Consider the following 24,246-nt stretch of genomic DNA (forward strand, 5'->3'; position numbering starts at 1 on the left):
CTGCTGTTACAGCTGAAAGGCCCATTGCAGAGCGCAACAAAGTTGTCATCGTTACGCACTCATCGCTGGGAACTCATCGGGTTTCCATCAGATTTCTGACCCGCTTTCAGGTTGGACGGTTGGTACTGCAGACGCCGGGACGTCCGCAGCGTGCACTCCTGCCGTTATCCGGCGTTCGACGGCGGCGGTTCCGGTTGACCCGTTGAGGGCCCTTCCGAAGGCTCGCCGCTTGACCGCCAGGGCCAGGCACGCTTCGCTGGGGTGCAGCCATGCACCCCGGCCAGCCATCCGGCGTCGTTCATCCACCACGACGGCGGACGAACCGCCGGTGTCGGAGACGAGCCGGAGCAACTCTGACCGCGGCCCCTTTTTCCGGCATCCGATGCAGGTACGCAGCGGCTGATTCCCGAGTTGTTGCACGTGTGCCACTGCCGAGTATCTTCCTGCCTGTACCTATCTGCCTGCCCGGCCGCCCGTCACTGCCTTGCAGCAGGACCCGGCGCTCAAACACGCTGATGCCGGCCGCTAGGCGCGGCCAAGTTCTATTCTAGCCCCTCACGGGGCCCATACCCGAAACCGCAAACCGAAACTGCCCGCCGAAGGGCGGGCAGTTCGGTCAGGTTGCGAGCCTTTGCCGGACGGTTTTTCCGCGGTCCAGCCGGCGCTTTTAACCGCGGGGAGCGGCGGCGTCCGAGACGATATCGATCCGCCAGCCCGTCAGCTTGGCGGCGAGGCGGGCGTTCTGCCCTTCCTTGCCGATGGCGAGGGAGAGCTGGTAATCCGGCACCACGACGCGTGCCGAACGGGTGGCCTCGTCGGTGATGGTGACTGAATTCACACGCGACGGCGACAGTGCGCTGGCGATGAAGGTGGCCGGATCCTCGCTGAAGTCAACGATGTCGATCTTTTCGTCGTTCAGTTCGGTCATGACCGCCCGCACGCGCGAGCCCATTTCCCCGATGCACGCACCCTTCGCGTTGATGCCCGGGGTGTTTGCCTTGACCGCGATCTTGGTACGGTGCCCGGCCTCGCGGGCCAGGGCCACAATCTCCACCGAGCGGTCGGCGATCTCCGGGACCTCCAGCTCGAAAAGCTTCCGAACCAGGCCCGGGTGTGAACGGGAAAGGGTAATGGAAGGGCCCTTCGTGCCGCGGTGCACGTCGATCACGTACGCACGAAGCCGGTTCCCGTGGATGTACTTCTCCCCCGGCACCTGTTCCGGCGGCGGAAGCAGGGCTTCCACGGTGCCGAGGTTGACCTGGATCATGTGGGGGTTGTTGCCCTGCTGGATCAGCCCGGCAACAAGTTCACCCTCACGGCCCTTGAACTCACCCAGGACGTTGTCGTCCTCAACGTCGCGCAGCCGCTGCAGGATGATCTGCCGGGCGGTGCTGGCGGCGATGCGCCCGAACCCGGCCGGCGTGTGCTCGAACTCGCCGATGGGTGCGCCGTCGTCGTCGATTTCCGTGGCCCAGATGGTCACGTGGCCGCTCTTGCGGTCCAGCTCCGCCCGGGCCTTCTCGAAGGCGCCCGGCGACTTGTGGTAGGCAACAAGCAGTGCCTGCTCGATCGTGGGGATGAGGAGATCCAGCGGGATTTCGCGCTCACGCTCCAGGAGTCTCAGCGCGCTCATGTCAATATCCATCAGGCCTCCTCAGAAGGTCCATTGTGCTCAGTTTCCAGACCGGCCTCGTCGAGGCGGCTGAACTCAATTTCGACTTTTCCGCTGCGGATCTTGTCGAAAGGAAGTTTTACGGGGTCGCCCTGCCGGGGCTTCATGCCCTTTTTCACGGCAATTTCGGGAACGAGGGTCACGCCGGCGTCGTCAACCGACTGGATCCGGCCGGTGACGTTCTCGCCCTGGATCACGTTGACGCTGACCATGCGGCCGCGGGCGCGGTGCCAGTGCCGGGGTTCGGTCAGCGGCCGCCCCACGCCGGGCGATGAAACCTCAAGATCGTACGGGCGGCTGTCCGTGCTCGGGTCACTGTCCAGAATGTCGGAAAGTTCCTTGGAGATGTCAGCGATGACGTCAAGGCTTACCCCGCCGGTTTCTTCCTGCGGCAGATCCACCACTACGTGGACCACGCGGTTGGAGCCTGCGATGTGGATGGCAACATCCTCCAGGTAAAGCCGGTGCGACTGGACCGCGGGTTCCAGCAGCGCCCGGAGGCGTTCAGCCTCGGGATTGTGGACAGCCGCGGGTTCAGCCTTTCCCGCGTCGGTCCGGTCTGATGAAGTCGTGGCTTCTGCATTGCTCACGATGCCGGCCGCCTCCCGTTAGATGATGTTGTGACTACTAGCCTAGCGATTTTCCGGGCAGCTTGGTGCACGGACTTCCCGTCGGCCGTGACAACATGGTCTGTTGTGAACGACGACAGCGGGCGAAAAAGAGGGCCGGCCAGCTATCTCCGGTACGGCCTGCTGGCACTCTCCGCGCTCCTGGTGCTGAGCCTGGGCTTTGCGCTGGTTCCGCGGGAATCCCCGGCCCCGCCAGCCCCGCCCTTCTCCGAGCAGGCGCGCGCCGCCGCCCTCGCCGAAACCCTGGATCTGAGGACTGCCAGCCAGCAGCTCGCGGACGGTTCGTCCGGAGCCCGGCGGCAGCTGTTTTCGCACACTGTGACATTGCTGACTACGCAGGCAAGGGCACTCCTTCCGGGCGGTGCCGCCAGTTCTGTGGCGGGCACAACTCCGGCCGGCGCGTCGGGAACCGCACGCCCGTCCGCCACCGCATCATCAGGGACAGCATCCGCGGGCACGGCAACGCTGCCAACACTGGTGGCCGCGCTCTCCCAGAGCGGCAAGTCGCGTCTCGTGGATGCCGAGAAGGCCTACGGCGGGATGGCCCGCCTGCTCGCAGCGGTAGGGGCTGCTCAGCTGCTTCAGGCGACGGGGCTGGCGCAGGCTGCCGGGACGCCGCCACCTGCGCTTGAGGCACCGAGGGCGACCCGGGGCAACGCAGCCACGGCGTGCCCGGTCACCGGCCCTTCGAACAGCAGCACTGAGACGCAGGGCAGCCCCGAAACGAGCACCGGTGACCGGTCCACCCAGGCGGCCGAGCCGTCTGGTGCCACGCTGGCTGCAGCCCTGAACCGGGTGGTTCGGACCGAAGTTGAGACGGTGTATGGCTATCAGGTGGCGCTGACCCGCCTGAACGGGTCCGCCGCGGACCAGGCTGCCTCCCTGCTGGCCACGCACGAGTCCCTGGTTGGCCAGGCAGAGGCGTACACCCGCGTTCACTGTGTGTCCGTTCCTCCCCGGGAACCGGGCTACACCCTGGGCACCTCGTTCCTGCAGAAACCCGCTGCGGGACTGGCCAGCCTGGAAGCCGGAACATTGCCGGTCTACGGCGACCTTGTGGCCCTGAGCGAAGGTGAGACCCGGCGCTGGGCCGTCGCCTCGCTGGTCGCGGCCGCCCAGCGGACCATGCGCTGGGGGTCCGATCCGGGGCCCGTGCCTGGCATTGTGCTGGACACCACGCTCCTGCCGGAGCTTCCGGAACCGGCTGCGACCCCGTCACGCCAGACCACCGGCGGCGCAGTGGTGACTCCCGCCGCCCCCTAAGCGCGGGGCCGGTGACATTCCACTGGCAGCCGGCTGCCTCCAGGTGGTTTGCTGGAGCCATGGATCCAGCGGACAAGCAGGCGTTGCCCCCTGCGGGGCAGCATGCCAATGAGCCCCACGGCAACGACATCGTGCACCGCCTGAACTGGCTGCGTGCCGGTGTCCTCGGCGCCAACGACGGGATCGTATCGGTCGCCGCCATTGTGGTGGGCGTGGCCGGAGCGACCAGCGAGAACGGCCCCATCCTCGCCGCCGGTGCTGCCGGCCTCGTGGGTGGCGCCGTGTCCATGGCCCTGGGCGAGTACGTCTCCGTGAGCAGCCAGAGCGACAGCCAGAAGGCGCTGATCGAGAAGGAACGGCGTGAACTGGCCGAGGAACCGGAAGAGGAACTGCTGGAACTCGCCGAGATCTACAGAAGCAAGGGCCTAAGCGAGGAGACAGCACGGAGAGTGGCCCGGGAACTCACCGAGCACGACGCCCTGGCTGCCCATCTTTCCGCCGAGCTCAATATTGACGAAGAGGACATCGTGAGCCCTTGGCATGCCGCCTTCGCATCGGCCATCGCCTTCACGCTGGGGGCCGTGCTGCCGATGCTCGCCATCCTGCTGCCTCCGGAAAGCATTCGTGTTGCCGTGACTTTTGGCGCAGTACTGCTTGCCCTGGCCGTGACTGGGGCCGTCGGAGCGTGGATCGGCGGAGGCTCGAAAATCCGGGCTGCTGCACGGGTGGTGGTGGGGGGCGGCCTCGCCCTGGCGGCGACATTCACCATCGGCAACCTGCTGGGGGCCAGCGGCATCGTGTAGGAGCCAGCGCATCGGGCCGGAAGCCGCTGTCCGGCCTGCCCGTCTGGTTGGGCCGCCTCTATTACGCTGGAGCTGTGAGCCGGTCAGCAGATGTTCCCATTCCCCCGGACCTGGCGCGCCGCTATTCCCGCAGCAGCGCCGGCAGGGCCTGGCTGGCCTCCCTCCCGGACATGATCCGCGGCCGGCTGGAGCAATGGCAGCTTGAGCTTGACCTGGAACCGGGAGCGCTCCCCTGGAGCGGGCACGGCGGGGTTGTGGTGCCGGTCCGCGTCGCAGGATCGGCCGCAGCGTTGAAGGTCGCCTTTCCGCACGATGAAGCGCTGGTGGAACGCCACGCGCTGGCGCTGTGGAACGGCCATGGTGCGGTGAAGCTGCTGGCCTCCGATGCCGGAACGTGTTCCATGCTCCTTGAGCGTCTTGATGCCGGCAGGTCGCTCCGGACAGAGCCGATGGATACCGCCCGTGAGGTGTGGGGCGGTCTGATGCGGCAGCTGAGCCTGGTGCCCGACGGCAGGCCGCAGTGGCTGGAATTTGTGCACGTGGCCGCGCGGGCGGAACAGTGGAGCGATGACCTGCCCGCCGACTGGGAACAGCTGGGCCGGCCGTTTCCCCGGTGGCTGCTGGAGGCCGCGCTCGAGGTTTGCCAGACGCGCGGCGCCGTGGGCCGCCGCTCGTCCGAGGACGTCCTGGTCAATACGGACTTCCACTACCTCAACATCCTGGCCAGGCCGGGAGCGCCAGGGCCTGCCTCCGGGAGCCCAACGGCCGCCAATGTCGCCGACGGCTTTGCCGCCATCGATCCCCAGCCGATGGTGGGTGAGGCGGAGTTCGCCGTGGCTCCCGTGCTCTGGAACCGTATTTCGGACCTGCCCGCAACGGATACAGCCGCGGGCCTGCTTGCCAGGTGCCATGACTTCAGTGTCACGGCAGGGCTGGACCCGGAGGTGGCCCGGCAATGGAGCCTGGTCCGGGAGGTGGACAACGCCCTCCACTACACCTCGAGGCCGGGCCACGCCGGTGATATGGCACGGTCGCTGTGGGTGGCCAGCACACTTGCCGGGCGGACCCTGGACGGGCTTCCGGCGGCCCACGACTTGCCCGAACCGGGCGCGGACGCCATGGATACCCCGCCGTCATAGGACCGTCAGGACCGGCCCGGCCGGACGGCTTCGACAGCCGACCGCACTGCTTCCACCGCAGTGGCGACGTCGGCGGCGTCGGTGGTCCAGTTGCTGACGGATATCCGCACCACATCCCTGCCGTGCCAGCGGGACCCTGACATCCACACCTTGCCGTCGGCGATGAGCCGGTCCGCCACGCGCCGGGTTGTGCCGTCGTCGCCGAAAGCCACCGTGATCTGCGTGTAGCCGACGTCGTTGAGCACTTCCACCCCGTCAACCGCGGTGAGGTTTTCCGCGAGCTGGGCGGCGGCGGAAGCCAGACGGCGAATCTGCTCGGCGACGCCGGCCCTGCCCAGCGACCTCAGCGCTGCCCAGACGGGCACTCCCCTGGCCCTGCGGGAGAGCTCCGGCACCCGGTGGCTGGGATCACCGGAGCCGTCGGGATCTTGGAGGAGGTAGCTGGCATTCAGCCCCATGGCACTGCGCAGCGCCTGGGCGTCCCGAACCGCGACGACCCCGCAGTCGTATGGGACGTTAAGGCTTTTGTGGGCGTCCGTGGCCCACGAGTCGGCCAGTTCCACACCTGCGGTCAGCCCTGCGAGTTCCGGGACGGCCGCAGCCCAGAGCCCGAAGGCACCGTCAACATGAACCCAGGCGCCGTGTGCTTTGGACACCGCGGTGGCCGCGGTGAAGGGGTCAAAGGCTCCGGAGTGGAGGTTTCCGGCCTGCAGGCACACCAGCACCAGGGCTCGGCCGGCACCCTGGGCTCCGCCGGGTTGGTCCGCGGAAGTATGTTCCAGCGCGATCCGGTCCAGGGCACAGTCCAGCTCCGCCGCGTCGATGCGTCCCTGGCTGTCGGCCGGAACCACGGTGGGGCTGCCCATGCCCAGGTAACGCAGCGCGAGGTCCACCGAGTCGTGACGTTCCTCCCCCACCAGGCAATGGATCCGCGGCGCCCCGAAGAGTCCGTCGCGTTCCAGGTCCCAGCCGGCATTCCTGAGGAGCCGCCACCTGGCGGCGGCCAGCCCGGTGAAGTTGGCCATGGTGGCTCCGGTGACAAAGCCGACGTCGGACTCCTTGGGCAGGCCGAGCAGCTGCAGCAGCCAGTGGCCGGCGGCATCCTCGATGGCGGCAATGGCAGGTGTGGCATAGCGGAGCACCGAGTTCTGGTCCCAGGCGCTGACGAGCCAGTCCGCCGCCATGGCTGCCGGGAGGGTACCCCCGATGACCCAGCCGAAAAAGCGTCCGGACGGCATGGCCATGAGGCCCGGTTCGGCGTGGCTGGCCAGGTAGTCCACCACGTCGGCAGGGGCCATACCCGACTGTGGCAGCGCCCCATCGAATGCTGCGGCAAGTTCCCTGGCTGCCTGCTGCGGACCTACCCGCCGGCTGGGCTGGCTTTCCAGCCATTGCGCGGCGTGCCGGACGGCGGCAGCCAAGGCATCCAGGTACGGTTCTGCGCCGGCTGACATAGGGGCATGTTACGCCGTCACTGAGCCGCCCGCGAGGAGAAAGCCCGGCCGGGAGCCAGGCTCAGGCGAAGTTCTCCTGCCAGACGTCGAAGGCGAGCTTGATGATCAGGGCGAAAACCACCGCAAGGAACACCACGCGCACGAACTTGCTCCCCTGCTTCACAGCGGTGCGCGCGCCGAGGTAGCCACCGGCCATGTTCGCCGCGCCCAGCAGCAGGCCGACACCCCAGAGCAGGGAGCCGTGCGGGAGGAAAAATATGAGTGCCCCGGCGTTCGTGGCCACATTGACGATTTTTGCCTTGGCGCTGGCCTCGAGGAAGGCATAGCCCATCGCCGAGACCAGCGCGATGACCAGGAACGATCCGGTGCCGGGCCCGATCAGGCCGTCGTAGAACCCGATCACGGCGCCGATGGCGCAGGCCACGACATAGTGCGTATGGCCATCGTGCCGGAGGACGGTGATGTGGCCGGCGTCGGGCTTAAGGGCCGTGAACACCGCGACGGCGACAAGGGCCACCACGATGATCGGCTTAAACACCTCCGCCGGCAGCCGGGTGGCCAGCAGCGCACCGCCGAAGCTGCCCGCCAGTGCGATCACGGCCATCGGCACGGCCGTCCGCAGGTCGGGCCGCACGCGGCCGTAGTAGGTCACGGCGCTGGTGGTGGTGCCGAAAATGGAGCCCATCTTGTTGGTGCCCAGTGCCTGCACCGGGGTGATGCCCGGCACGAGCAGCAGCGCAGGCAACTGCAGCAGGCCGCCGCCGCCCACGACGGCGTCCACCCAGCCTGCGGAGAACCCAGCCACCACTATCAGGACGATAGTGGCGAGCTGGATCGACTCGAACCCCGAAACCACTTTGTGGATCGGCGTCAGTTGCTGCGGACGGCGTTGACCACGTAGTCAACGGCCTTGTCCACTGCCACGTTTTCAGCCTCGCCGCTGCGGCGGTCCTTGATCTCGACGACGCCGTCCGCCAGTCCGCGGCCGACCGCAAGGATGGTGGGCACGCCGACAAGCTCGGCGTCACCGAACTTGACGCCCGGGGAAACCTTGGGCCGGTCATCATAGATAACTTCCAGGCCCGCGCCTTCAAGCTCGAGGGCTAGCTGCTCAGCGGCGGCGAAGATCTCCTCGCCGCGGCCGACGGCCACGACGTGCACATCGGCCGGAGCCACGGAGCGGGGCCAGACGAGGCCCTTGGCGTCGTGGTTGGATTCGGCCAGCGCGGCCACGGCCCGGGTAACACCCACGCCGTAGGAGCCCATGGTGACCACCACCTGCTTGCCGTTCTGGTCCAGGACTTTCAGTTCCAACGCTTCGGCGTACTTGCGGCCCAGCTGGAAGATGTGTCCCATCTCGATGCCGCGGGCCGTTTCGAGGGGCCCGGAGCCGTCCGGGGCTTCGTCACCGGCGCGCACTTCGGTGCACTCGATGACGCCATCCCAGGTGAAGTCGCGGCCCGCGACGAGCCCGAAGACGTGCTTGCCGGCCATGTTGGCGCCGGTAACCCAGGCGGTGCCGCTGACGACGCGGGGATCCACCAGGTACAGGAGCTTGGCGGCGCCCTCCAGGCCGAGGAGGGGTTCGCTCAGGGACATGCCCGGGCCGAGGTAACCGCGCACGATGAGCGGATTTTTGGCCAGGTCCTCCTCGCCCGCGGCTTCCACGGCAATCTCGCCGGCCACCGGGAGGTAGGCACCGATGTTGGCCTCGACGCGCTTGAGGTCGACGCCCCGGTCGCCGGGGACACCGAGGACGACGATCTGGCGCTCTCCGGTAGGCAGGGTGACGGCGAGGACAACGTTCTTGAGCGTGTCAGCGGCAGTCCAGGGACCGCCGTCGGCCTCGCTGCGCGGCACGAGCTCGTTCGAGGCGGCCACGAGCGTTTCGATCGTGGGAGTGTTCGGGGTATCGCGGATTTCCGCGGCCGGGGCGTTGGTGTAGTCGATCTCGGCGGGAACCACCGTGGTCACCGCTTCGACGTTGGCGGCGTAGCCGCCGGCGGAGCGCACGAAGGTGTCCTCGCCGACGTCGGTCGGGTGCAGGAACTCCTCGCTCCTGGAGCCGCCCATCGCGCCGGCCGTGGCTGTCACGGGAATGACTTCCAAGCCCAGCCGCTCGAAGATCTTCAGGTAGGCCGCCCGATGGGCGGAGTAGCTGGCGTCCAGCCCGGCGTCGTCGACGTCGAACGAGTAGGAGTCCTTCATGATGAATTCGCGGCCGCGGAGGAGTCCGGCGCGGGGACGTGCCTCGTCGCGGTACTTGTTCTGGATCTGGTAGATGCTCAGCGGCAGGTCCTTGTACGAGGAGTACAGGTCCTTCACCAGGAGGGTGAACATCTCCTCATGCGTCGGGGCCAGCAGGTAGTCGCCGCCCTTGCGGTCCCTCAGCCGGAACAGCCCTTCGCCATACTCGGTCCAGCGGTTGGTCGCCTCGTAGGGCTCCTTCGGGAGCAGCGCGGGAAAGTGGACTTCCTGTGCGCCGATGGCGGCCATCTCTTCCCGGATGATCTGTTCCACCTTGCGGAGCACGCTCAGTCCCAGCGGCAGCCAGGTGTAGATGCCCGGAGCCGCGCGGCGGATGTATCCCGCGCGCACGAGCAGCCGGTGGCTGGCCACCTCGGCGTCGGCGGGGTCTTCACGCAGGGTGCGCAGGAAAAGCTTGGAGAGTCGAAGAACCACGGGTAGATGTCCGTTTCTGGGGAAAGTGCTGATTGTCTGGGTACTAATCTACCGGCTGGGCAGCAGTACAGGTTTCCAGGCCCTGCGGCAGCTGAAAGGAAAAGCCACGCCCCGCAGAAGAAGCCCCTGGCCGTTTCCGGCTGGTCATCCCTGTGGTGGCGTGGCTCCGCGGCCGGTCATGCCGCAAATTCCCGAAAGACCACCCGAGCCCGAAAACGCGGTTAGAACGAACCTATGTGATAGCCGTCACCGATTCCAAATCAGCTTGGCGGGGGCAGATTGGGTCACAGGCTAGAAGAGAACCGTGGCGAAGGTGCCTACCTGCCGGAAGCCTACGCGTTCGTACGTTGCCCGGGCCCGGGAGTTGTAGTCATTGACGTACAGGCTGGTGACAGGTGCCATTTTCTGGGCCAGCAGCACCACGGCCGCCATGTAGCCGGCGCTCAGCCCGAGTCCCCGGTGGCTGGGATTCATCCATACGCCCTGCACCTGTGTGACCTCGGCCGTGACCGCGCCGAGTTCAGCTTTGAACACGACTTCGCCGTCCTTCAAATGGACCAGGGAGTGCCCCTGGCGGATCAGGCCCGCCACCCGGCGGCTGTAGAAGTCGCGGCCGCCGAGGTACGGCGAGTAGCCAACCTCTTCCTCGAACATCGCCGCACATGCGGGGAGGATGGCGTCAAAGTCGGCGTACTGCCCGTATCCCAACTGCCAGTTCGGCTCGACGGTGGGAGGGCCGGTGATGGTCATGAGCGGCTGGTCGGGCCGTACCTCGTGGGCCAGGTGGCCCAGCTCCTCCAGGTGGCGGTGCAGGGCAAGGACCGTGGCCGCCGGTCCGAAGATTGACGCGTACCGGCGCCCGGAGCGGTGGGCCGCGGCAGCCACCGCTCCGGCCTGCTCCGGATCCAGCTGGACGGGGACCAGGTTGGCGCCTGCCCAGCAGGCGCCAACCAGCACGTCGTCGTCGAAAACACCCAGGACGTTCGCGCCCCCCGGGGTTGGCGCGGCGGAGTCCGTTGACTCCAGGTGCGCCAGAATGAACACGTTGGCGACGGGATCCGTCCCAGCCAGTTCGCGCAGTTGCTGGGTGTCCGCAACACCCAGTACCCGGACGGTGGCACCGTCCGGCGCGGCGCCGTCCTTATGAGACGCTAACCACGGGGCTACCCTTGACAGCATCTTCGCCATCGGCCTCCCCCATCTCTTCCGCGATACGCATGGCCTCTTCGATCAGTGTCTCAACAATCTGGCTCTCGGGGACAGTCTTGATGACCTCCCCCTTCACAAATATCTGGCCCTTGCCGTTGCCGGAGGCGACGCCGAGGTCAGCTTCGCGCGCTTCGCCCGGACCGTTGACAACGCAGCCCATGACGGCGACGCGCAGCGGGATCTCCATTCCCTCGAGCCCGGCGGTGACCTGCTCGGCGAGGGTGTAGACATCCACCTGGGCGCGGCCGCAGGAGGGGCAGGAGACGATTTCGAGCTTGCGGGGCCGCAGGTTCAGCGACTGCAGGATCTGGTTGCCCACCTTGATTTCCTCCACCGGAGGCGCGGAGAGGGACACGCGGATAGTGTCGCCGATGCCGCGCGAGAGGAGGGCGCCGAAGGCTGTGGCCGACTTGATGGTTCCCTGGAACGCGGGTCCGGCCTCCGTCACGCCAAGGTGCAACGGCCAGTCGCCCTTCTCGGCGAGCATTTCGTAGGCCGCCACCATGACCACCGGGTCATTGTGCTTGACGGAGATCTTGAAGTCGTGGAAGCCGTGCTCCTCGAACAGTGAGGCTTCCCAGACAGCCGACTCGACCAGGGCCTCCGGGGTGGCCTTGCCGTACTTCTTCAGGATGCCCGGTTCCAGTGACCCGGCGTTGACGCCAATGCGGATGGACGTGCCGTGGTCCTTGGCCGCCTTGGCGATCTCCTTGACCTGGTCGTCGAACTTGCGGATGTTGCCCGGGTTGACGCGCACTGCCGCGCAGCCGGCCTCGATTGCGGCGAAGACGTACTTCGGCTGGAAGTGGATGTCGGCGATGACCGGGATCTGCGACTTCCGGGCGATGATCGGAAGGGCTTCAGCGTCGTCTGCGGACGGGCACGCCACCCGGACGATGTCGCAGCCGGACGCAGTCAGCTCGGCAATCTGCTGCAGCGTGGCATTGATGTCCGTGGTGGGCGTGGTGGTCATCGACTGCACGCTGATGGGGAAATCTGAACCGACGCCGACGGAGCCCACTTTGATCTGGCGCGTCTTGCGGCGCGGGGCAAGGACGGGCGGCGGTGCGGATGGCATTCCCAGGCTGACCGAGGTCACGTGGACTCCTTGAATTCGAAAATCGGTAGTGCGGCGGCGGCTAGGCTGCGTGCTCAGCCAGGAGGCCGGTCACGGGGGCCCATTCAGTGGTCCGGATGCCGGAAATGACACCCGCACCGGCGAAGGGATCCTGCCGGAGGATCTCGTTGAGTGCGGCTTCGTCGGCCGCCTTGAAGATGAGCAAAGCGCCTGCACCGTCGCCGTAGGGTCCGCTGGCAAGAAGAGTGCCGTCCTGCGCCAGTCCTGCAGTCCATTCGCGGTGGGCGGGGCGGGTGGCCGCGCGCGTTTCGGAGGATTCGGCGTCGTATACGTACTCAACAGCAAAAACAGTCATAGAGATACCCTATCCCGCGGCCGGGCTAGCCGAGGAGCACGACCTTCGTGAAGGCGGCAACTCCCGCCGCCCACAGCATGGAGGCCAGGGTGCCGATGATGAACCGCTCCGCAGCCACGGGCGTTTCCTTGAGTTCCGCGAACCGGCCCAGGCCCTTGATAGCCACCACGTAGGCGATGGCCACGGGCTGCCCGGCCAGGATGGCGAGGCAGACAGCCAGCCGCTCGAGCACGCCGATGATGGCCCCGCCCCGGAGAATCCGGGTGCCCGGGGCACCGCCTCCGGGTGCCAGCGTGGCACCCTGGCCGGCGTCCACCGTGATGTCGCCGTTCACGGTATTGGCCCTGTCCCCCGCATTGTCCCTGTCCCCTGTGGCGGGGCTGTCCACGGTCACATCCGCCGAGGGGTCGTCTGCACTGTCCCGGCCGGCGCCGGCGGCGGCATCGGCTTTGTCGTCGATGGTACGGGCCAGCCGGAAAACCAGGGCCGTGACGGGCCAGCCCACGAATCCGGCTGTCAGCAGGGCGGCTGCGATCCAGACAGCGTTCACGGTTCTCCTCGGTTGTTGTCGCCGTCCCGGGCCCCCGGGGTGGGGTTCTCAAGGGCAAGGCGGTGGGCGGTCGCCAGCAGCATCTCCACCGCCGGCCTTGCGGCCCATTCTTCCTGCCAGCCCGACCGGAAGACGGCCCGGCTCACCGACTGTTCGCTGATTCCCAGATCCCGTGCAACCTGCTTCTGGAGTCCGTGACGTCCGGGTCCCCGCTCCGTTGGGGCTCCGCTTTTCACACGGAGGGCATCCACCACGCGCCACTGGGCATCGGTCCGGTCCTGCACCAGCCTCCCGACCAGGCGCAGCACCGCCTCCGCGTTGGCGCAGGCCGCGGCGGCCCTTGGTTCCCGGCTCCCCGCAACCACTGCCGCGGGAACATGGCTCGCGGCTGACTTGGCCCGCTCCACCGCCCGGCGCGCGGCAACAAAGGCGGGTCCGGACCCTTCGCGGGGGCTGGCGTCCGGCGCCAGGGTTCCCGGGCCGACGCCTATCCCCACGTACCATCGCCCGCTCCGCAGCGCTAGCAGCGCCACGTCGACCACCAGGGCAGGGTCCTGCAGAACCCCCTGCACTTCGTCGCCGACAGAGCGTTCAAAGCGAACACCGGGATGGCTGCCGAGGGCTTCGAGGAGCTCGGGCACCCGGTCCGTGTCATTGGTGCTGCCACGCTGGTCGATGGTCAGAACGTACATTTCTAAACCGTATCCGGTTTATTTATCTAAATCAATCATTTGGAGCTGATAACTAGTTATCAGCCGATATAGGATGATAAGTAAAGATCAGCCGAAGAGATTAACGGGCTTAACGATGTCCGCGTAGATCAGCAGCGCACCCATCCCCATGAGAAGCGCGGCAACCACGTAGGTCACAGGCAGCAGCTTCGCAATGTCGAAGGCACCCGGATCGGGTTTGCCGAGCAGCTTCGCCACCCGCCGCCGCACGGCCTCGTAGAGTGCGCCGGCCACATGGCCGCCGTCGAGCGGGAGCAGCGGTATGAGGTTGAAAACGGCCAGGGCGAAGTTCAGTCCGGCGAGGAGCCCCACCAGGGCGGCGAGCCGGGCCTGGGCGGGCACTTCCTCCATGGCGGCCACCTCGCCAGCCACGCGGCCCACGCCCACCACGCTGATGGGGCCATTGGGGTCGCGGGGTTCTTCGCTGAACGCCGCCTTGGCGACGCCGGCAACCCGGGCCGGCAGATTAAGCACCACCCCGGCCACCTGTTTGATGTTCTCCCCTGCCATGGGCAGGACGGACGACGCCGGCTGGGGAACCAGGGCGGTCTGCGCGCCGATGCCCAGGAAGCCGACGTCCTGGTAGAGGAGCTTTCCGGCGTCATCCTTTGCCTGGCGTCCGTCCGCTCCGACGACCGGGCGGGCGGACAGGACGGGGGTGACGGTGCTGGTCACCGGGGAGCCGTTGCGCTCCACGGTGATGGACACTTCCTTGCCGGCAGAAGCACGGATCCAGCCCGTCAACTGGTCCCAGCTGGTGACGGTTTTTCCGTCGAAGGCGGTGATGACGTCGTTGGGCTTGAGCTGGGCTGCAGCTGCCGGTGTCGGCTTGCACTCGGCGGAGTCCGGGTCAACGGTCTCGCCCGCCTTCACCTGGCACTTGGAAACATCCGCGATGGTGGTGGTGGGCTCCGAGATGCCGAAGCCCATGAGCAGAACCGCGGTGAGCACGAGGCCGATGAGCAGGTTCATTGCCGGCCCGCCGAGCATGATGATGATCTTCTTCCAGACCGGGAGCCGGTAGAACACGCGGTTCTCATCCCCGGGTCCCACATCTTCATGGGCCAGGGAGCGGGCCTCGCTGGCCAGCGTCTGGAACATGCCGGTGCTGGACGGGCGCACCGAGCCGTCCTGGCTGTTGGGCGGGTACATGCCGATCATCGAGACATAGCCGCCAAGCGGCAACGCCTTGAAGCCGTACTCGGTCTCACCTTTTTTGGTCGACCAGATGGTGGGGCCGAAGCCGATCATGTACTTGGTGACGCGCACCTTGAACAGCTTGGCGGGCACCAGGTGGCCCACCTCGTGCAGCGCGATCGATACTGCGATGCCGACCGCCACAAAGACGACACCAAGAATAAAGAGGATGACGGGACTCATGCTTCAGATCTGCTGCTTCCTAGAGACTGCTCACTGCTAAACGTTCGTGGGTGCGCGCACGTGCCCATTTCTCAGCATCGAGCACGGATCCGACCGTTAGCCCGGAGGAACCCGAGTGTTCGCTGAGGACGGCCTCGATGGTGTCCACGATGCGCGTGAACCGGATGTGTCCGGCGTGGAAAGCCGTGACGGCTTCCTCGTTGGCGGCGTTGAACACAGCCGGGTAGGTGCTTCCCTGCCTCGCCGCGTCCTTGGCCAGCTGGACGGCTGGGAACGCGACGGAGTCCAGCGGCTCGAACGTCCAGTTGGTGGCGCGGGTCCAGTCGCAGGGGGTTGCGGCGTTGGGCACCCGGTCCGGCCAGCCCAGGCCGAGCGCAATCGGCAGGCGCATGTCCGGCGGCGACGCCTGGGCGATGGTGGAACCGTCCACGAACTGCACCATCGAGTGGATCACGGACTGCGGGTGGACCACCACATCGATCCGGTCCAGCGGAATGTCGAACAGCAGGTGCGCCTCAATGACTTCGAGGCCCTTGTTCACCAGGCTGGCGGAATTGGTGGTGACCATCAGGCCCATATCCCAGGTGGGGTGGGCCAGGGCCTCCTCCGGCGTCACCGCGAAGAGCTCTTCGCGGGTACGGCCGCGGAACGGCCCGCCGGAGGCGGTCAGGATGAGCTTGTCCACCTCCGCGGCGGTGCCCGAGCGCAGGCACTGGGCGATGGCGGAGTGCTCGGAGTCCACCGGCACGATCTGTCCCTCCGCGGCGGCGGCTTTGACCAGCGAACCGCCAACGATCAGGGATTCCTTGTTGGCGAGCGCCAGCGTGGCACCGGATTCCAGCGCGGCCAGCGTGGGCGCCAGCCCGATCGAACCCGTGATGCCGTTGAGCACCACGTCCGCCTTCATGGCGGCGATCGTGGTTGAGGCGTCGTGGCCGGCGATGATCTCGGGACGGTACTGACGGACCCCTGCCTGGCGGGCGGCGTCGTTGATCAGGTCCCGGAGCCGCCCGGGATTTCCTTCGGCGATGCCGACGGCCGCGGCCCGGGTGTGCACGGCCTGCCGGGCGAGGAGTTCGAGGTTGCCGCCCCCGGCGCTCAGCGCCACAACCTCGAAAAGATGGGGGGCGCCGTCGACGACGTCAATCGCCTGGGTGCCGATGGAACCGGTGGATCCGAGGATGACGATGGTGCGCGGCTGGCTGGCTGGTCGGCTGGGGCCGGAAGTCTGCATGGCTTAAGTATCCCGCACCGCCAGTGGCCGAAGGACGTCCCGGGGATCGGCGCAGGCTGGCTGCACGGTGCGATCCGCAGCACCTTGACGCGCTTCCGCGCGGGGGTAACGTGGTGCCCGTGGACTGGGCCGCGTGGTTCGATGCGCCGGACTATGAATTCGCCCGGCAGGTGCTGCAGCGCGGTGTTGCCGCACTCTACCTCGTTGCGTTCCTCTCCTCCCTCAACCAGTTCCCCGCCCTGCTCGGCGAGCGCGGGCTCCTTCCGGTTCCGGACTACCTGAAATCCTTCAGCCGGATGCGCCGGCCCACGCTGTTCCGCTGGCGTTATTCGGACCGGCTGTTCCGGGCTGTCTGCGCTGCGGGTCTGCTCATTTCCGGCGTCCTGGTCCTCGGCCTCCCCCAGTTAGGGCCGCCCTGGGTACCGCTGATCTCATTCCTTGCACTGTGGCTGCTGTACATGTCAGTGGTCAATGTAGGGCAGACGTTCTACGGCTTCGGCTGGGAAATGCTGCTCCTGGAGGCCGGCTTCACGGTGGCCTTCCTGGGATCGGACCAGACCGATCCGCCCCGGACCATCCTGATCCTCGTGGCCTGGCTGGTGTTCCGGCTGGAATTCGGGGCCGGCATGATCAAGATCCGCGGCGGCCGGGAGTGGCGCGACCTCACCGCCCTGTACTACCACCACGAGACCCAGCCCATGCCAGGACCCTTAAGCCGGCAGGCGCATCTGCTGCCGAAGCCCTTCCACCGGCTGGAGGTGGTGGGCAACCACTTCGCCCAGCTGGTGGTGCCGTTCTTCCTCTTCGCGCCCCAGCCGCTGGGCAGCATCGCGGCGGGCATCATCATTTTCACGCAGCTGTGGCTGGTGGCCAGCGGCAACTTTGCGTGGCTGAACTGGATAGCGATCGTGCTGGCGTTCGCCGGCGTCAGCGATCCCGTGGCGCACGCGGTTCTGCCGGTCATTCCGCTGGACTGGCACACCACTGGGGAGACGCCGCTGTGGTGGCTTCTCATCACGCTGGCCGCGTCCCTGCTCCTGGTGGTCCTCAGCTACTGGCCCATCCGCAACCTGTTCTCCCACTACCAGCTGATGAACGCCAGCTTCAACCGCTGGCAGCTGGTGAACACCTACGGCGCGTTCGGCACGGTGACCAAGCAGCGCATTGAGGTGGCGGTGGAGGGCACCCTTGCCGAGGAGCCGGACGAGGCGGCCGACTGGCGCGAGTACGGTTTCAAGGGAAAACCAGGCGAGGTGCACCGGCTCCCCCGCCAGTGGGCTCCCTACCACCTGCGCCTGGACTGGCTCATGTGGTTCCTGCCCCTGCGCACGGTCCACGAGGAATGGTTCTACGCCTTCCTCGGCAAGCTGCTCGAGGCTGACGCAGCCATGCTGCGGCTGCTGCGCCACGACCCGTTCGACGGCGAACGCCCCCGCTGGGTGCGCGCCCGCACCTACCTGTACCGGTTCGCCACCCGGGCTGAGTTCCGGGAGACCGGCCAGCGCTGGATCCGGACGCCCCTCTACGAGGCGATCCCGCCCATTTCCCTGCGGGCCAGGAAGTGATGGCGTCCGGAAAACAGGAGGCCGACGGGCGGGTGACGGGGGCCGTGCGGAACCTACCGCGGCCGTGCGGAACCTACCGTGCCCTGCGGAGCACCGACTCCGCGTGCCGAAGAATGGGTCCGTCGATCATCCGGCCCTGGTACTGGAACACGCCGCTCCCGGCTTCCCTTGCTGCCTCCAGCAGGTGCGTGGCAGCAGCCACGTCCTCGCCCGAGGGTGCGTAGGCGGCCCGGACGGCGGCCACCTGGCTGGGGTGGATGCAGGCCTTGGAGCCGAACCCGGAGGCAGCGGCGTCGCGTGCCTCCGCGGCGAGCCCGTCAAGGTCGGGGATGTTGACGTAGACCGCGTCCACGGCCTGCTTGCCGGCTGCGCCCGCCGCCAGGAGCACGGATGAGCGGGCGTGCAGGGCAACCGCGCGGTAGCCGCCGTCGTCATTCCTGCTGGAAGTGCCGCCGAGGGAGGCCAGCAGGTCCTCCGCCCCCCACATCATGGCCACCACGTTCGGTTCGGCCGCAATGGCTGGTGCGTGGACCACGCCCGCGGCCGTTTCGCACAGGGCAATCACGTGGAAGTCCGGGAGGGCCCGGAGCTGGTTGGCGCTCTCCGCCTTGGCGAGCATGACGGTGCGGTAGGGCGTGTGGGCCAGGCAGTGCAGGTCCTTTTCGAAGTCCTCGGTGCCGGCCGGGTTGATCCTGATGATGGTCCGGCTGGGGTCGAGCTCCGGCCCTTCGCCGGAGCCGCCGAGCTGGGCCAGGATGGCGCCCCGTGCCCGTTGCTTGTCCGGCGCCGCCACGGCATCCTCGAGGTCCAGGATGACGGCATCGGAGCGCTCGGCGGCCTTCTGGAACCGTTCGGGGCGGTCGGCAGGGCAGAAAAGCAGGGCAGGGCCCATCACAAACGTCATACAGACATTGTCCGATTATTTGGCCCGCTGCGCCTCTATGTGCGCCTCGCGCGTCCACATCAGGCAGCTCCGCGTGGCCAGTGCCACCACAGTGCCGTCCTGGTTGCGGCCGGTGTGCTGCATGGTGACGACGCCCTGCCCCGGCCGTGAGCCGGAGAGCCGCTTGCCGGTGATGACGGTCTCCGTGTAGAGCGTGTCGCCGTGGTAGAGCGGGTGCGGGAAGGAGACGTCAGTCAGCCCCAGTTGCGCGATGATGGTGCCCTGGGTCAGCTGGCCCACGGACTGGCCGACCACGGTGGCCAGCGTGAACATGGAGTTGACCAGCCGCTGGCCGAAGGGCTGGCCCGCGCTCCACGCGGCGTCCAGGTGCAGCCCCTGCGTGTTCATGGTCATGGTAGTGAACAGCACGTTGTCCGTTTCCGTGACAGTCCGGCCGGGGCGGTGGGCGTAAACGACGCCTTCCTCGAGTTCCTCAAAGTAAAGTCCGCGCTGCTCGATGACGCGGGCGCTGCCGCTGCCGGAACTGCCTGTGCCTGTGCCCCCGGCTGCGCTCATACCGTGAGTTCCTGGTCTTCCTCGAACAGCTCCGCACCGGTGGCCGCGGCAACGTCCTCGGCCGAGACGTTCGGGGCGAGTTCGCGGAGGATCAGCCCGTCAGGCGTGACATCGAGGACGGCAAGGTCGGTGATGATGCGGTCCACGCAGGCCTTGCCCGTCAAAGGCAGCGAGCAGCGATCCACGATCTTCGGTTTCCCGCTGCGGTCCACGTGCTCCATCATGACAATCACTTTTTTGGCGCCGAAGACCAGGTCCATAGCGCCGCCCATGCCCTTGACCATCTTTCCGGGGATCATCCAGTTGGCGAGGTCGCCGTTGGCGGCCACCTCCATGGCTCCGAGCACGGCCACGTCCACATGCCCGCCGCGGATCATGCCGAAGGACTGGGCGGAGTCGAAGAACGCCGCGCCTTTGTTGACGGTGACGGTCTCCTTGCCGGCATTGATCAGGTCCGGATCCACCTCGTCCTCCCCCGGGTAGGGGCCGACGCCGAGGATGCCGTTCTCGGAGTGCAGGACCACTTCCACGCCGGCCGGGATGTAGTTGGGAATCAGCGTGGGCATGCCGATGCCGAGGTTCACGTACTGGCCGTTGCTGAGTTCCTGCGCCACCCGCGCCGCGAGTTCGTTGCGCGTCCAGCCCTTGCCTTCCGGGTGGGATGTGGCAGCGCGGCGGTACTCGTGGCGGACGGCCTCGGGCCGGGGTGGGGCCTCCTGCGGGCTGTTCGACTCCATGGCTATGCTCCTGCCTGTTCGGTGGTGCCTGTGGTTCCTGCCGCTCCGGTGCTTACTGGCTGGGTTGCCGACGCCGCGGACAGTGCCACCGTCCGCTTTTCAATGCGTTTCTCGGACTCGAGCACCACGACTACGCGCTGGACGAAGATGCCGGGCAGGTGGACGTGTTCGGGATCCAGCTCGCCCGGCTCCACGAGTTCCTCCACCTCCGCGATGGTGATCCGTCCTGCCATGGCGCAGAGTGGATTGAAGTTCATGGCCGTGGCGTGGAACACCAGGTTCCCGTGGCGGTCGCCCTTCCAGGCGTGGACCAGCCCGTAGTCGGGGGTCAGTGATTCCTCCAGGACGTAGTCCACGCCGTTGAAGCTGCGCACTTCCTTTGGTGGTGACGCGATGGCGATGCCGCCGTCGGCGTCGTATTTCTGCGGCAGGCCGCCGTCGGATACTTGGGTCCCCACCCCCGCCTTGGTATAGAAGGCGGGTATGCCGGCGCCGCCGGCGCGCAGCTTTTCGGCCAGGGTGCCCTGCGGGGTCAGGACCACCTCCAGTTCGCCGGCGAGGTACTGCCGGGCGAACTCCTTGTTCTCCCCCACGTACGAGCTGACAGTCCGGCGGATCCGGCCGTCCCTGAGGAGGATTCCCAGGCCCCAGTCGTCCACGCCGCAGTTGTTGCTGACCGTCTCCAGGTCCCTGGTGCCATGGCGGTGAAGGGCATCGATGAGCGCCACCGGGATCCCGCACAGTCCAAAACCCCCGACGGCGAGCGACGCGCCGTCGGGTATGTCGGCGACCGCTTCGTCAGCGCTGGCAACAACCTTGTCAATCATCGTTGATCCTTTCGGCCTCTCCACAGACTTTCGACAGACACGGCCACCGGGGCCTGCTACAGCCCGAGTTCCCGGGCGATCAGCATAAGCTGGACCTCCGTGGTGCCCTCCCCGACCTCCAGGATCTTGGAGTCCCGGTAGTGGCGCGCCACAGTGAACTCGTTGATGAAGCCATAGCCGCCGAATACCTGGGTGGCATCCCGCGCATTGTCCATGGCCGCCTCGCCTGCGACCATCTTAGCTATGGCCGCCTGGGTCTTGAACGGCCTGCCGGCGAGCATCCGGGCGGCCGCATCGTAGTAGGCAAGACGGGCCGTGTGGGCGCGTGTTTCCATGCGGGCGATCTTGAAGGCGACCGCCTGGTGCTTGCCGATATTGGTCCCGAAGGCCCTGCGGTCCCTGGCATAGCGGACGGAGAGATCCACGCAGCCCTGCGCGGCGCCGGTGGCCAGGGCGGCGATGGCGATCCTGCCCTCGTCCAGGATGGACAGGAAGTTGGCGTAGCCCCGGCCGCGCTCCCCCAGCAGGTTTGCTTCGGGGACGGTGACGTCACGCAGCGTCAGGGGGTGGGTGTCCGAGGCGTTCCAGCCCACCTTGTTGTATGCCTTTTCCGCCTTGAAGCCTGGCGTGTCGGTGGGCACCAGGATGGTGGAGATCTCCTTCTTGATGCTGCCGTCCTTGCGCTCCTGCTGGCCCGTGACGGCGGTGACGGTCACCAGCTTGCTGATGTCCGTTCCCGAGTTGGTGATGAATTCCTTGGTGCCGTTGATGACCCAGTTTTTTGCCCCTCCGCCGCCTTCCAGCCGTGCCGTGGTCTTCGTGCCGCCGGCGTCCGAGCCGGCCTCCGGCTCGGTCAGGCCGAAGCCTGCGAGCGCCTTCCCGGATGCGAGCAGCGGCAGCCACTCCTGCTTCTGGGCCTCGGTGCCGAAACGGTACACGGGCATGGCGCCAAGGGACACCCCTGCCTCCAGCGTGATGGCGACGGACTGGTCCACCCGCCCCAGCTGTTCCAGCGCAAGGGCCAGCGCGAAGTAGTCGCCGCCCATGCCGCCGTACTCTTCCGGGAATGGCAAGCCGAACAGCCCCATGTCCGCCATTTGCGACACCACTTCGTAGGGAAAACTGTGTTCCTCGTCGTGCTTGGCGGAGACGGGAGCCACCACCTCGTCGGCGAATTCGCGGACGGTCTTGCTGAGGTCCTGGTATTCCTCGCTGAGGTCAAAATCGGCCATGGCTAGGCCTCCTTACGTTCTTCTGCTGGATCCTGTGTTGCGGTGCCGGCCGCGTGAATGGTGGCTAAGACCTGGTCGGCCTTGACCAGGCCCCCTGCGGCGACGGTGATATGGACGGTGCCGGAGACCTCGGCCACGAGCTGGTGCTCCATCTTCATGGCCTCCACGGACAGCAGCACCTGGCCCGCTGTCACCGGATCGCCGTCGCGCACCGCAACGGAGACGACGGTCCCGGGCATGGGTGACCGGACTTCCGGATCGGCGGCGCCCTCTTCACGCTCGACGGCGGCCAGTACCCGCTCCAGGCGGGACTCGCGGGTGAGGACCTCGAGCCCGCAGGACCAGCCGCCGCTGCCCACGTAGACACGCCCCGCCCGCGCTGCCCGGCCAGGGCCGCCGCCGGCATGTTTTTCGCGGGATACGCCAATGGCGAAGGTGTGCTGCTGGTCCTCCCTCTCGAAGGTGAAGACGTTCGGCGGGGTGGCATTAAGTCCGACGGCGTCAAGTCCGACGGCGTCCGGCGCCGGGCCAGGGACCCGCACCATCCGCTCCGGTCCGTCGTCGACCCGGACCAGGGCGGGGACCGCGCCGGCGGTTTCGGCGCCGGCGCCGCCCTGCCAAGTGATGGCCACGGTGGCCATGGCACCGCCGGGAAGGCCGAAGCTGATCCGCCACGGTGCGGGGGCGCCGAGGCGCCAGCCCCGGGCGCTGTCCCAGGGCGGGAGGATCGAGGTCCCTCCTCCACCCGGTTCAACCGCACCCACTTCGCTGAGCCAGAACCACAGGGCGGCCGCCGTGAGCTCAGCGTCGCCGACGTGCCGGAACTCCAGGTCCGGCATCCTGCGGTCTATGAGCGTGGTGTCGAGGCGGCCGGCGCGGACGTCGTCGTCGTTTATCAGCAGACGCAGGTACTCAATGTTGGTGTCGATGCCAAGGACTGTGTACCGCTCCAGCGCCGCGTCCAGCCTGTCCAGGGCGGCCTTGCGGTCCGCGCCCCAGGCGATGACCTTGGACAGCAGGGGGTCGTAGTCGCTGGAGATTTCCAGCCCCGGCAGCAGCGATGAGTCGATGCGCACGCCCTCGCTTTGCGGGTCAGTCTGCCCCCGCGGCGGAAGGAGGCCGCCGCGTTCGTCGAGGAGCACTACCTCGCCCGAGGACGGCAGGAAATTCCGGTGCGGGGTTTCGGCGTAAACGCGGGCCTCCGCGGCATGGCCGTTAAGTTCGACGTCGTCCTGCCCGACGGTCAGCACCTCACCGGCGGCGATGCGCACCTGCCACTCGACGAGGTCGATTCCGGTGACCATTTCCGTCACCGGATGTTCCACCTGAAGCCGGGTGTTCATTTCCATGAAGAAGAACTCGTCCGGGGAGTCGTCCGACACGAGGAACTCCACTGTGCCGGCGCCGGTGTAGTGGACGCTGCGGGCGGCCTGGCATGCGGCCTCACCGATCTTCGCGCGGACGGCCTCGCCGTCGGAGAGCGATTCCAGCAGCGGTGACGGCGCCTCCTCGATGACCTTCTGGTGCCGCCGCTGCAGGGAGCATTCGCGCTCCCCCAGGTGGATGACGTTGCCGTGGGTATCGGCCAGGACCTGCACCTCGATGTGCCGCGGGGACGTCACTAGGCGTTCCAGGAAGAGGGTGTCGTCTCCAAACGCGCCCGCAGCCACGCGCCGTGCGGTTGCCAGGGCTGCCGGCAGGTCCGCCGGCCGCCCGACAGCATGCATTCCCTTGCCGCCGCCGCCCGCCGAGGGCTTGATCAGCAGGGGGAACCCCACGGCCGGGGCGGCGGCGATGAGTTCCTCATCCGTCATGCCGGGCTCGGCGATGCCCGGGACCACCGGAACGCCGTACCCGGCCACATGGTTCTTGGAGCGGATCTTGTCCCCCATGACATCCAGGGCTTCGGCCCCGGGGCCGATGAAGGCGATGCCGGCTGCATCCAGCGCCCGGGCGAAGTCCGCATTCTCACTGAGGAATCCGTAGCCGGGGTGCACCGCCTGGGCGCCGGTGTCCTGGCAGGCCCTGACGATGGCCTCGATGCTGAGGTAGCTCTGGGCCGCCGCTGCGGGGCCGATCCGGACGGCGGCGTCGGCTTCGCGCACGTGGCGGGCACCGGCGTCGGCATCGCTGTACACCGCGACCGAGCGGATGCCCATGGCGCGCAGGGTCCTGATCACCCGGCAGGCAATCTCGCCGCGGTTGGCCACCAGGACGGTGCGGAACATGTTTTCGGTGGTCATGTCT

General features: G+C 67.4%; 23 protein-coding genes. 4 read left to right on the forward strand and 19 right to left on the reverse strand.

The annotated features are described in order from the left end of the window. Positions 1–87: 87 nt before the first annotated feature. The 3 genes from AC5RWD_RS07575 to rimP form a co-directional block, all read right to left on the reverse strand. Positions 88–429 carry a YlxR family protein gene (locus AC5RWD_RS07575; RefSeq protein WP_494019429.1) on the reverse strand — a complete coding sequence of 114 codons (342 nt, stop codon included), beginning with the start codon at positions 427–429 and terminating at the stop codon, positions 88–90. 238 nt (positions 430–667) lie between these two features. Further along, a complete protein-coding gene (nusA, locus tag AC5RWD_RS07580) occupies positions 668–1,645 on the reverse strand; it encodes a transcription termination factor NusA (RefSeq protein ID WP_076798160.1) in 978 nt (325 codons plus the stop codon). Then, a complete protein-coding gene (gene rimP / locus AC5RWD_RS07585; RefSeq protein WP_494019430.1) occupies positions 1,645–2,262 on the reverse strand; it encodes a ribosome maturation factor RimP in 618 nt (205 codons plus the stop codon). Before rimP ends, nusA begins: the two co-directional genes overlap by 1 nt. 105 nt (positions 2,263–2,367) lie before the next feature. Here rimP and AC5RWD_RS07590 point away from each other — a divergent pair, with 105 nt between their 5' ends. From AC5RWD_RS07590 to AC5RWD_RS07600, 3 genes are all read left to right on the forward strand, one after another. Next, positions 2,368–3,564: a DUF4439 domain-containing protein gene (locus tag AC5RWD_RS07590; protein ID WP_494019431.1), complete on the forward strand. Its 1,197-nt coding sequence runs from the start codon at positions 2,368–2,370 to the stop codon at positions 3,562–3,564. A 59-nt stretch (positions 3,565–3,623) separates the two neighbouring features. Continuing rightward, entirely contained in the window at positions 3,624–4,367 is a 744-nt protein-coding gene (locus tag AC5RWD_RS07595; protein ID WP_494019432.1) for a VIT1/CCC1 transporter family protein, read from the forward strand. Between the two features lie 74 nt (positions 4,368–4,441). Continuing rightward, a complete protein-coding gene (locus AC5RWD_RS07600; protein WP_494019433.1) occupies positions 4,442–5,506 on the forward strand; it encodes an aminoglycoside phosphotransferase family protein in 1,065 nt (354 codons plus the stop codon). Positions 5,507–5,511: 5 nt separating this feature from the next. Here the strand turns inward: AC5RWD_RS07600 and AC5RWD_RS07605 are convergent, their stop codons facing one another. From AC5RWD_RS07605 to dxr, 10 genes are all read right to left on the reverse strand, one after another. Then, complete coding sequence (locus AC5RWD_RS07605) at positions 5,512–6,960, reverse strand: pyridoxal phosphate-dependent decarboxylase family protein (protein WP_494019434.1); 1,449 nt, start codon at positions 6,958–6,960, stop codon at positions 5,512–5,514. A 61-nt stretch (positions 6,961–7,021) separates the two neighbouring features. Then, positions 7,022–7,816: a sulfite exporter TauE/SafE family protein gene (locus AC5RWD_RS07610; RefSeq protein ID WP_494019435.1), complete on the reverse strand. Its 795-nt coding sequence runs from the start codon at positions 7,814–7,816 to the stop codon at positions 7,022–7,024. A 14-nt stretch (positions 7,817–7,830) separates the two neighbouring features. Next, positions 7,831–9,642 carry a proline--tRNA ligase gene (locus AC5RWD_RS07615; protein WP_494019436.1) on the reverse strand — a complete coding sequence of 604 codons (1,812 nt, stop codon included), beginning with the start codon at positions 9,640–9,642 and terminating at the stop codon, positions 7,831–7,833. A gap of 291 nt (positions 9,643–9,933) precedes the next feature. After that, positions 9,934–10,821 (reverse strand): GNAT family N-acetyltransferase, encoded by an 888-nt coding sequence (locus AC5RWD_RS07620; RefSeq protein WP_494019494.1) that lies wholly within the window; start codon positions 10,819–10,821, stop codon positions 9,934–9,936. Next, entirely contained in the window at positions 10,784–11,950 is a 1,167-nt protein-coding gene (ispG, locus tag AC5RWD_RS07625; RefSeq protein ID WP_003805892.1) for a flavodoxin-dependent (E)-4-hydroxy-3-methylbut-2-enyl-diphosphate synthase, read from the reverse strand. Before ispG ends, AC5RWD_RS07620 begins: the two co-directional genes overlap by 38 nt. A 40-nt stretch (positions 11,951–11,990) precedes the next feature. Further along, entirely contained in the window at positions 11,991–12,284 is a 294-nt protein-coding gene (locus tag AC5RWD_RS07630) for a YciI family protein (RefSeq protein WP_494019437.1), read from the reverse strand. 25 nt (positions 12,285–12,309) lie between these two features. Continuing rightward, positions 12,310–12,834 (reverse strand): hypothetical protein, encoded by a 525-nt coding sequence (locus AC5RWD_RS07635; protein WP_494019438.1) that lies wholly within the window; start codon positions 12,832–12,834, stop codon positions 12,310–12,312. Continuing rightward, positions 12,831–13,526 carry a MarR family transcriptional regulator gene (locus AC5RWD_RS07640; RefSeq protein WP_494019439.1) on the reverse strand — a complete coding sequence of 232 codons (696 nt, stop codon included), beginning with the start codon at positions 13,524–13,526 and terminating at the stop codon, positions 12,831–12,833. The genes AC5RWD_RS07635 and AC5RWD_RS07640 overlap by 4 nt, the downstream gene beginning before the upstream one ends. Positions 13,527–13,613: 87 nt before the next feature. Then, positions 13,614–14,945 carry a M50 family metallopeptidase gene (locus tag AC5RWD_RS07645; protein WP_494019440.1) on the reverse strand — a complete coding sequence of 444 codons (1,332 nt, stop codon included), beginning with the start codon at positions 14,943–14,945 and terminating at the stop codon, positions 13,614–13,616. Positions 14,946–14,964: 19 nt separating this feature from the next. After that, positions 14,965–16,179 (reverse strand): 1-deoxy-D-xylulose-5-phosphate reductoisomerase, encoded by a 1,215-nt coding sequence (dxr, locus tag AC5RWD_RS07650; RefSeq protein ID WP_494019441.1) that lies wholly within the window; start codon positions 16,177–16,179, stop codon positions 14,965–14,967. A 119-nt stretch (positions 16,180–16,298) separates the two neighbouring features. On the opposite strand from dxr, the gene AC5RWD_RS07655 reads away from it, so the two are divergent. Further along, entirely contained in the window at positions 16,299–17,744 is a 1,446-nt protein-coding gene (locus tag AC5RWD_RS07655) for a lipase maturation factor family protein (RefSeq protein ID WP_494019442.1), read from the forward strand. A gap of 73 nt (positions 17,745–17,817) precedes the next feature. On the opposite strand, the gene AC5RWD_RS07660 is transcribed toward AC5RWD_RS07655, so the two are convergent. From AC5RWD_RS07660 to AC5RWD_RS07685, 6 genes are read right to left on the reverse strand one after another with little or no spacing between them, the layout of a single operon-like run. Continuing rightward, the gene (locus tag AC5RWD_RS07660; protein ID WP_494019443.1) at positions 17,818–18,648 is read right to left on the reverse strand and encodes an HpcH/HpaI aldolase/citrate lyase family protein; all 831 of its coding nucleotides are present in this window, start codon (positions 18,646–18,648) and stop codon (positions 17,818–17,820) included. A 15-nt stretch (positions 18,649–18,663) separates the two neighbouring features. Then, a complete protein-coding gene (locus tag AC5RWD_RS07665; protein WP_494019444.1) occupies positions 18,664–19,203 on the reverse strand; it encodes a MaoC family dehydratase in 540 nt (179 codons plus the stop codon). After that, positions 19,200–19,940, reverse strand: coding sequence for a CoA transferase subunit B (locus AC5RWD_RS07670; RefSeq protein WP_494019445.1), 741 nt, complete (start codon positions 19,938–19,940; stop codon positions 19,200–19,202). Before AC5RWD_RS07670 ends, AC5RWD_RS07665 begins: the two co-directional genes overlap by 4 nt. A gap of 2 nt (positions 19,941–19,942) precedes the next feature. Further along, on the reverse strand, positions 19,943–20,767 hold the full coding sequence (locus AC5RWD_RS07675) for a CoA transferase subunit A (protein WP_494019446.1): 825 nt from the start codon (positions 20,765–20,767) through the stop codon (positions 19,943–19,945). A 56-nt stretch (positions 20,768–20,823) separates the two neighbouring features. Further along, positions 20,824–21,999, reverse strand: a complete 1,176-nt coding sequence (locus AC5RWD_RS07680) for an acyl-CoA dehydrogenase family protein (RefSeq protein ID WP_494019447.1) — start codon at positions 21,997–21,999, stop codon at positions 20,824–20,826. Positions 22,000–22,001: 2 nt separating this feature from the next. Next, positions 22,002–24,242 carry an acetyl/propionyl/methylcrotonyl-CoA carboxylase subunit alpha gene (locus AC5RWD_RS07685; protein WP_494019448.1) on the reverse strand — a complete coding sequence of 747 codons (2,241 nt, stop codon included), beginning with the start codon at positions 24,240–24,242 and terminating at the stop codon, positions 22,002–22,004. Between the last annotated feature and the right edge of the window lie 4 nt (positions 24,243–24,246).

The organism is Arthrobacter sp. CMU6, assembly GCF_059090205.1.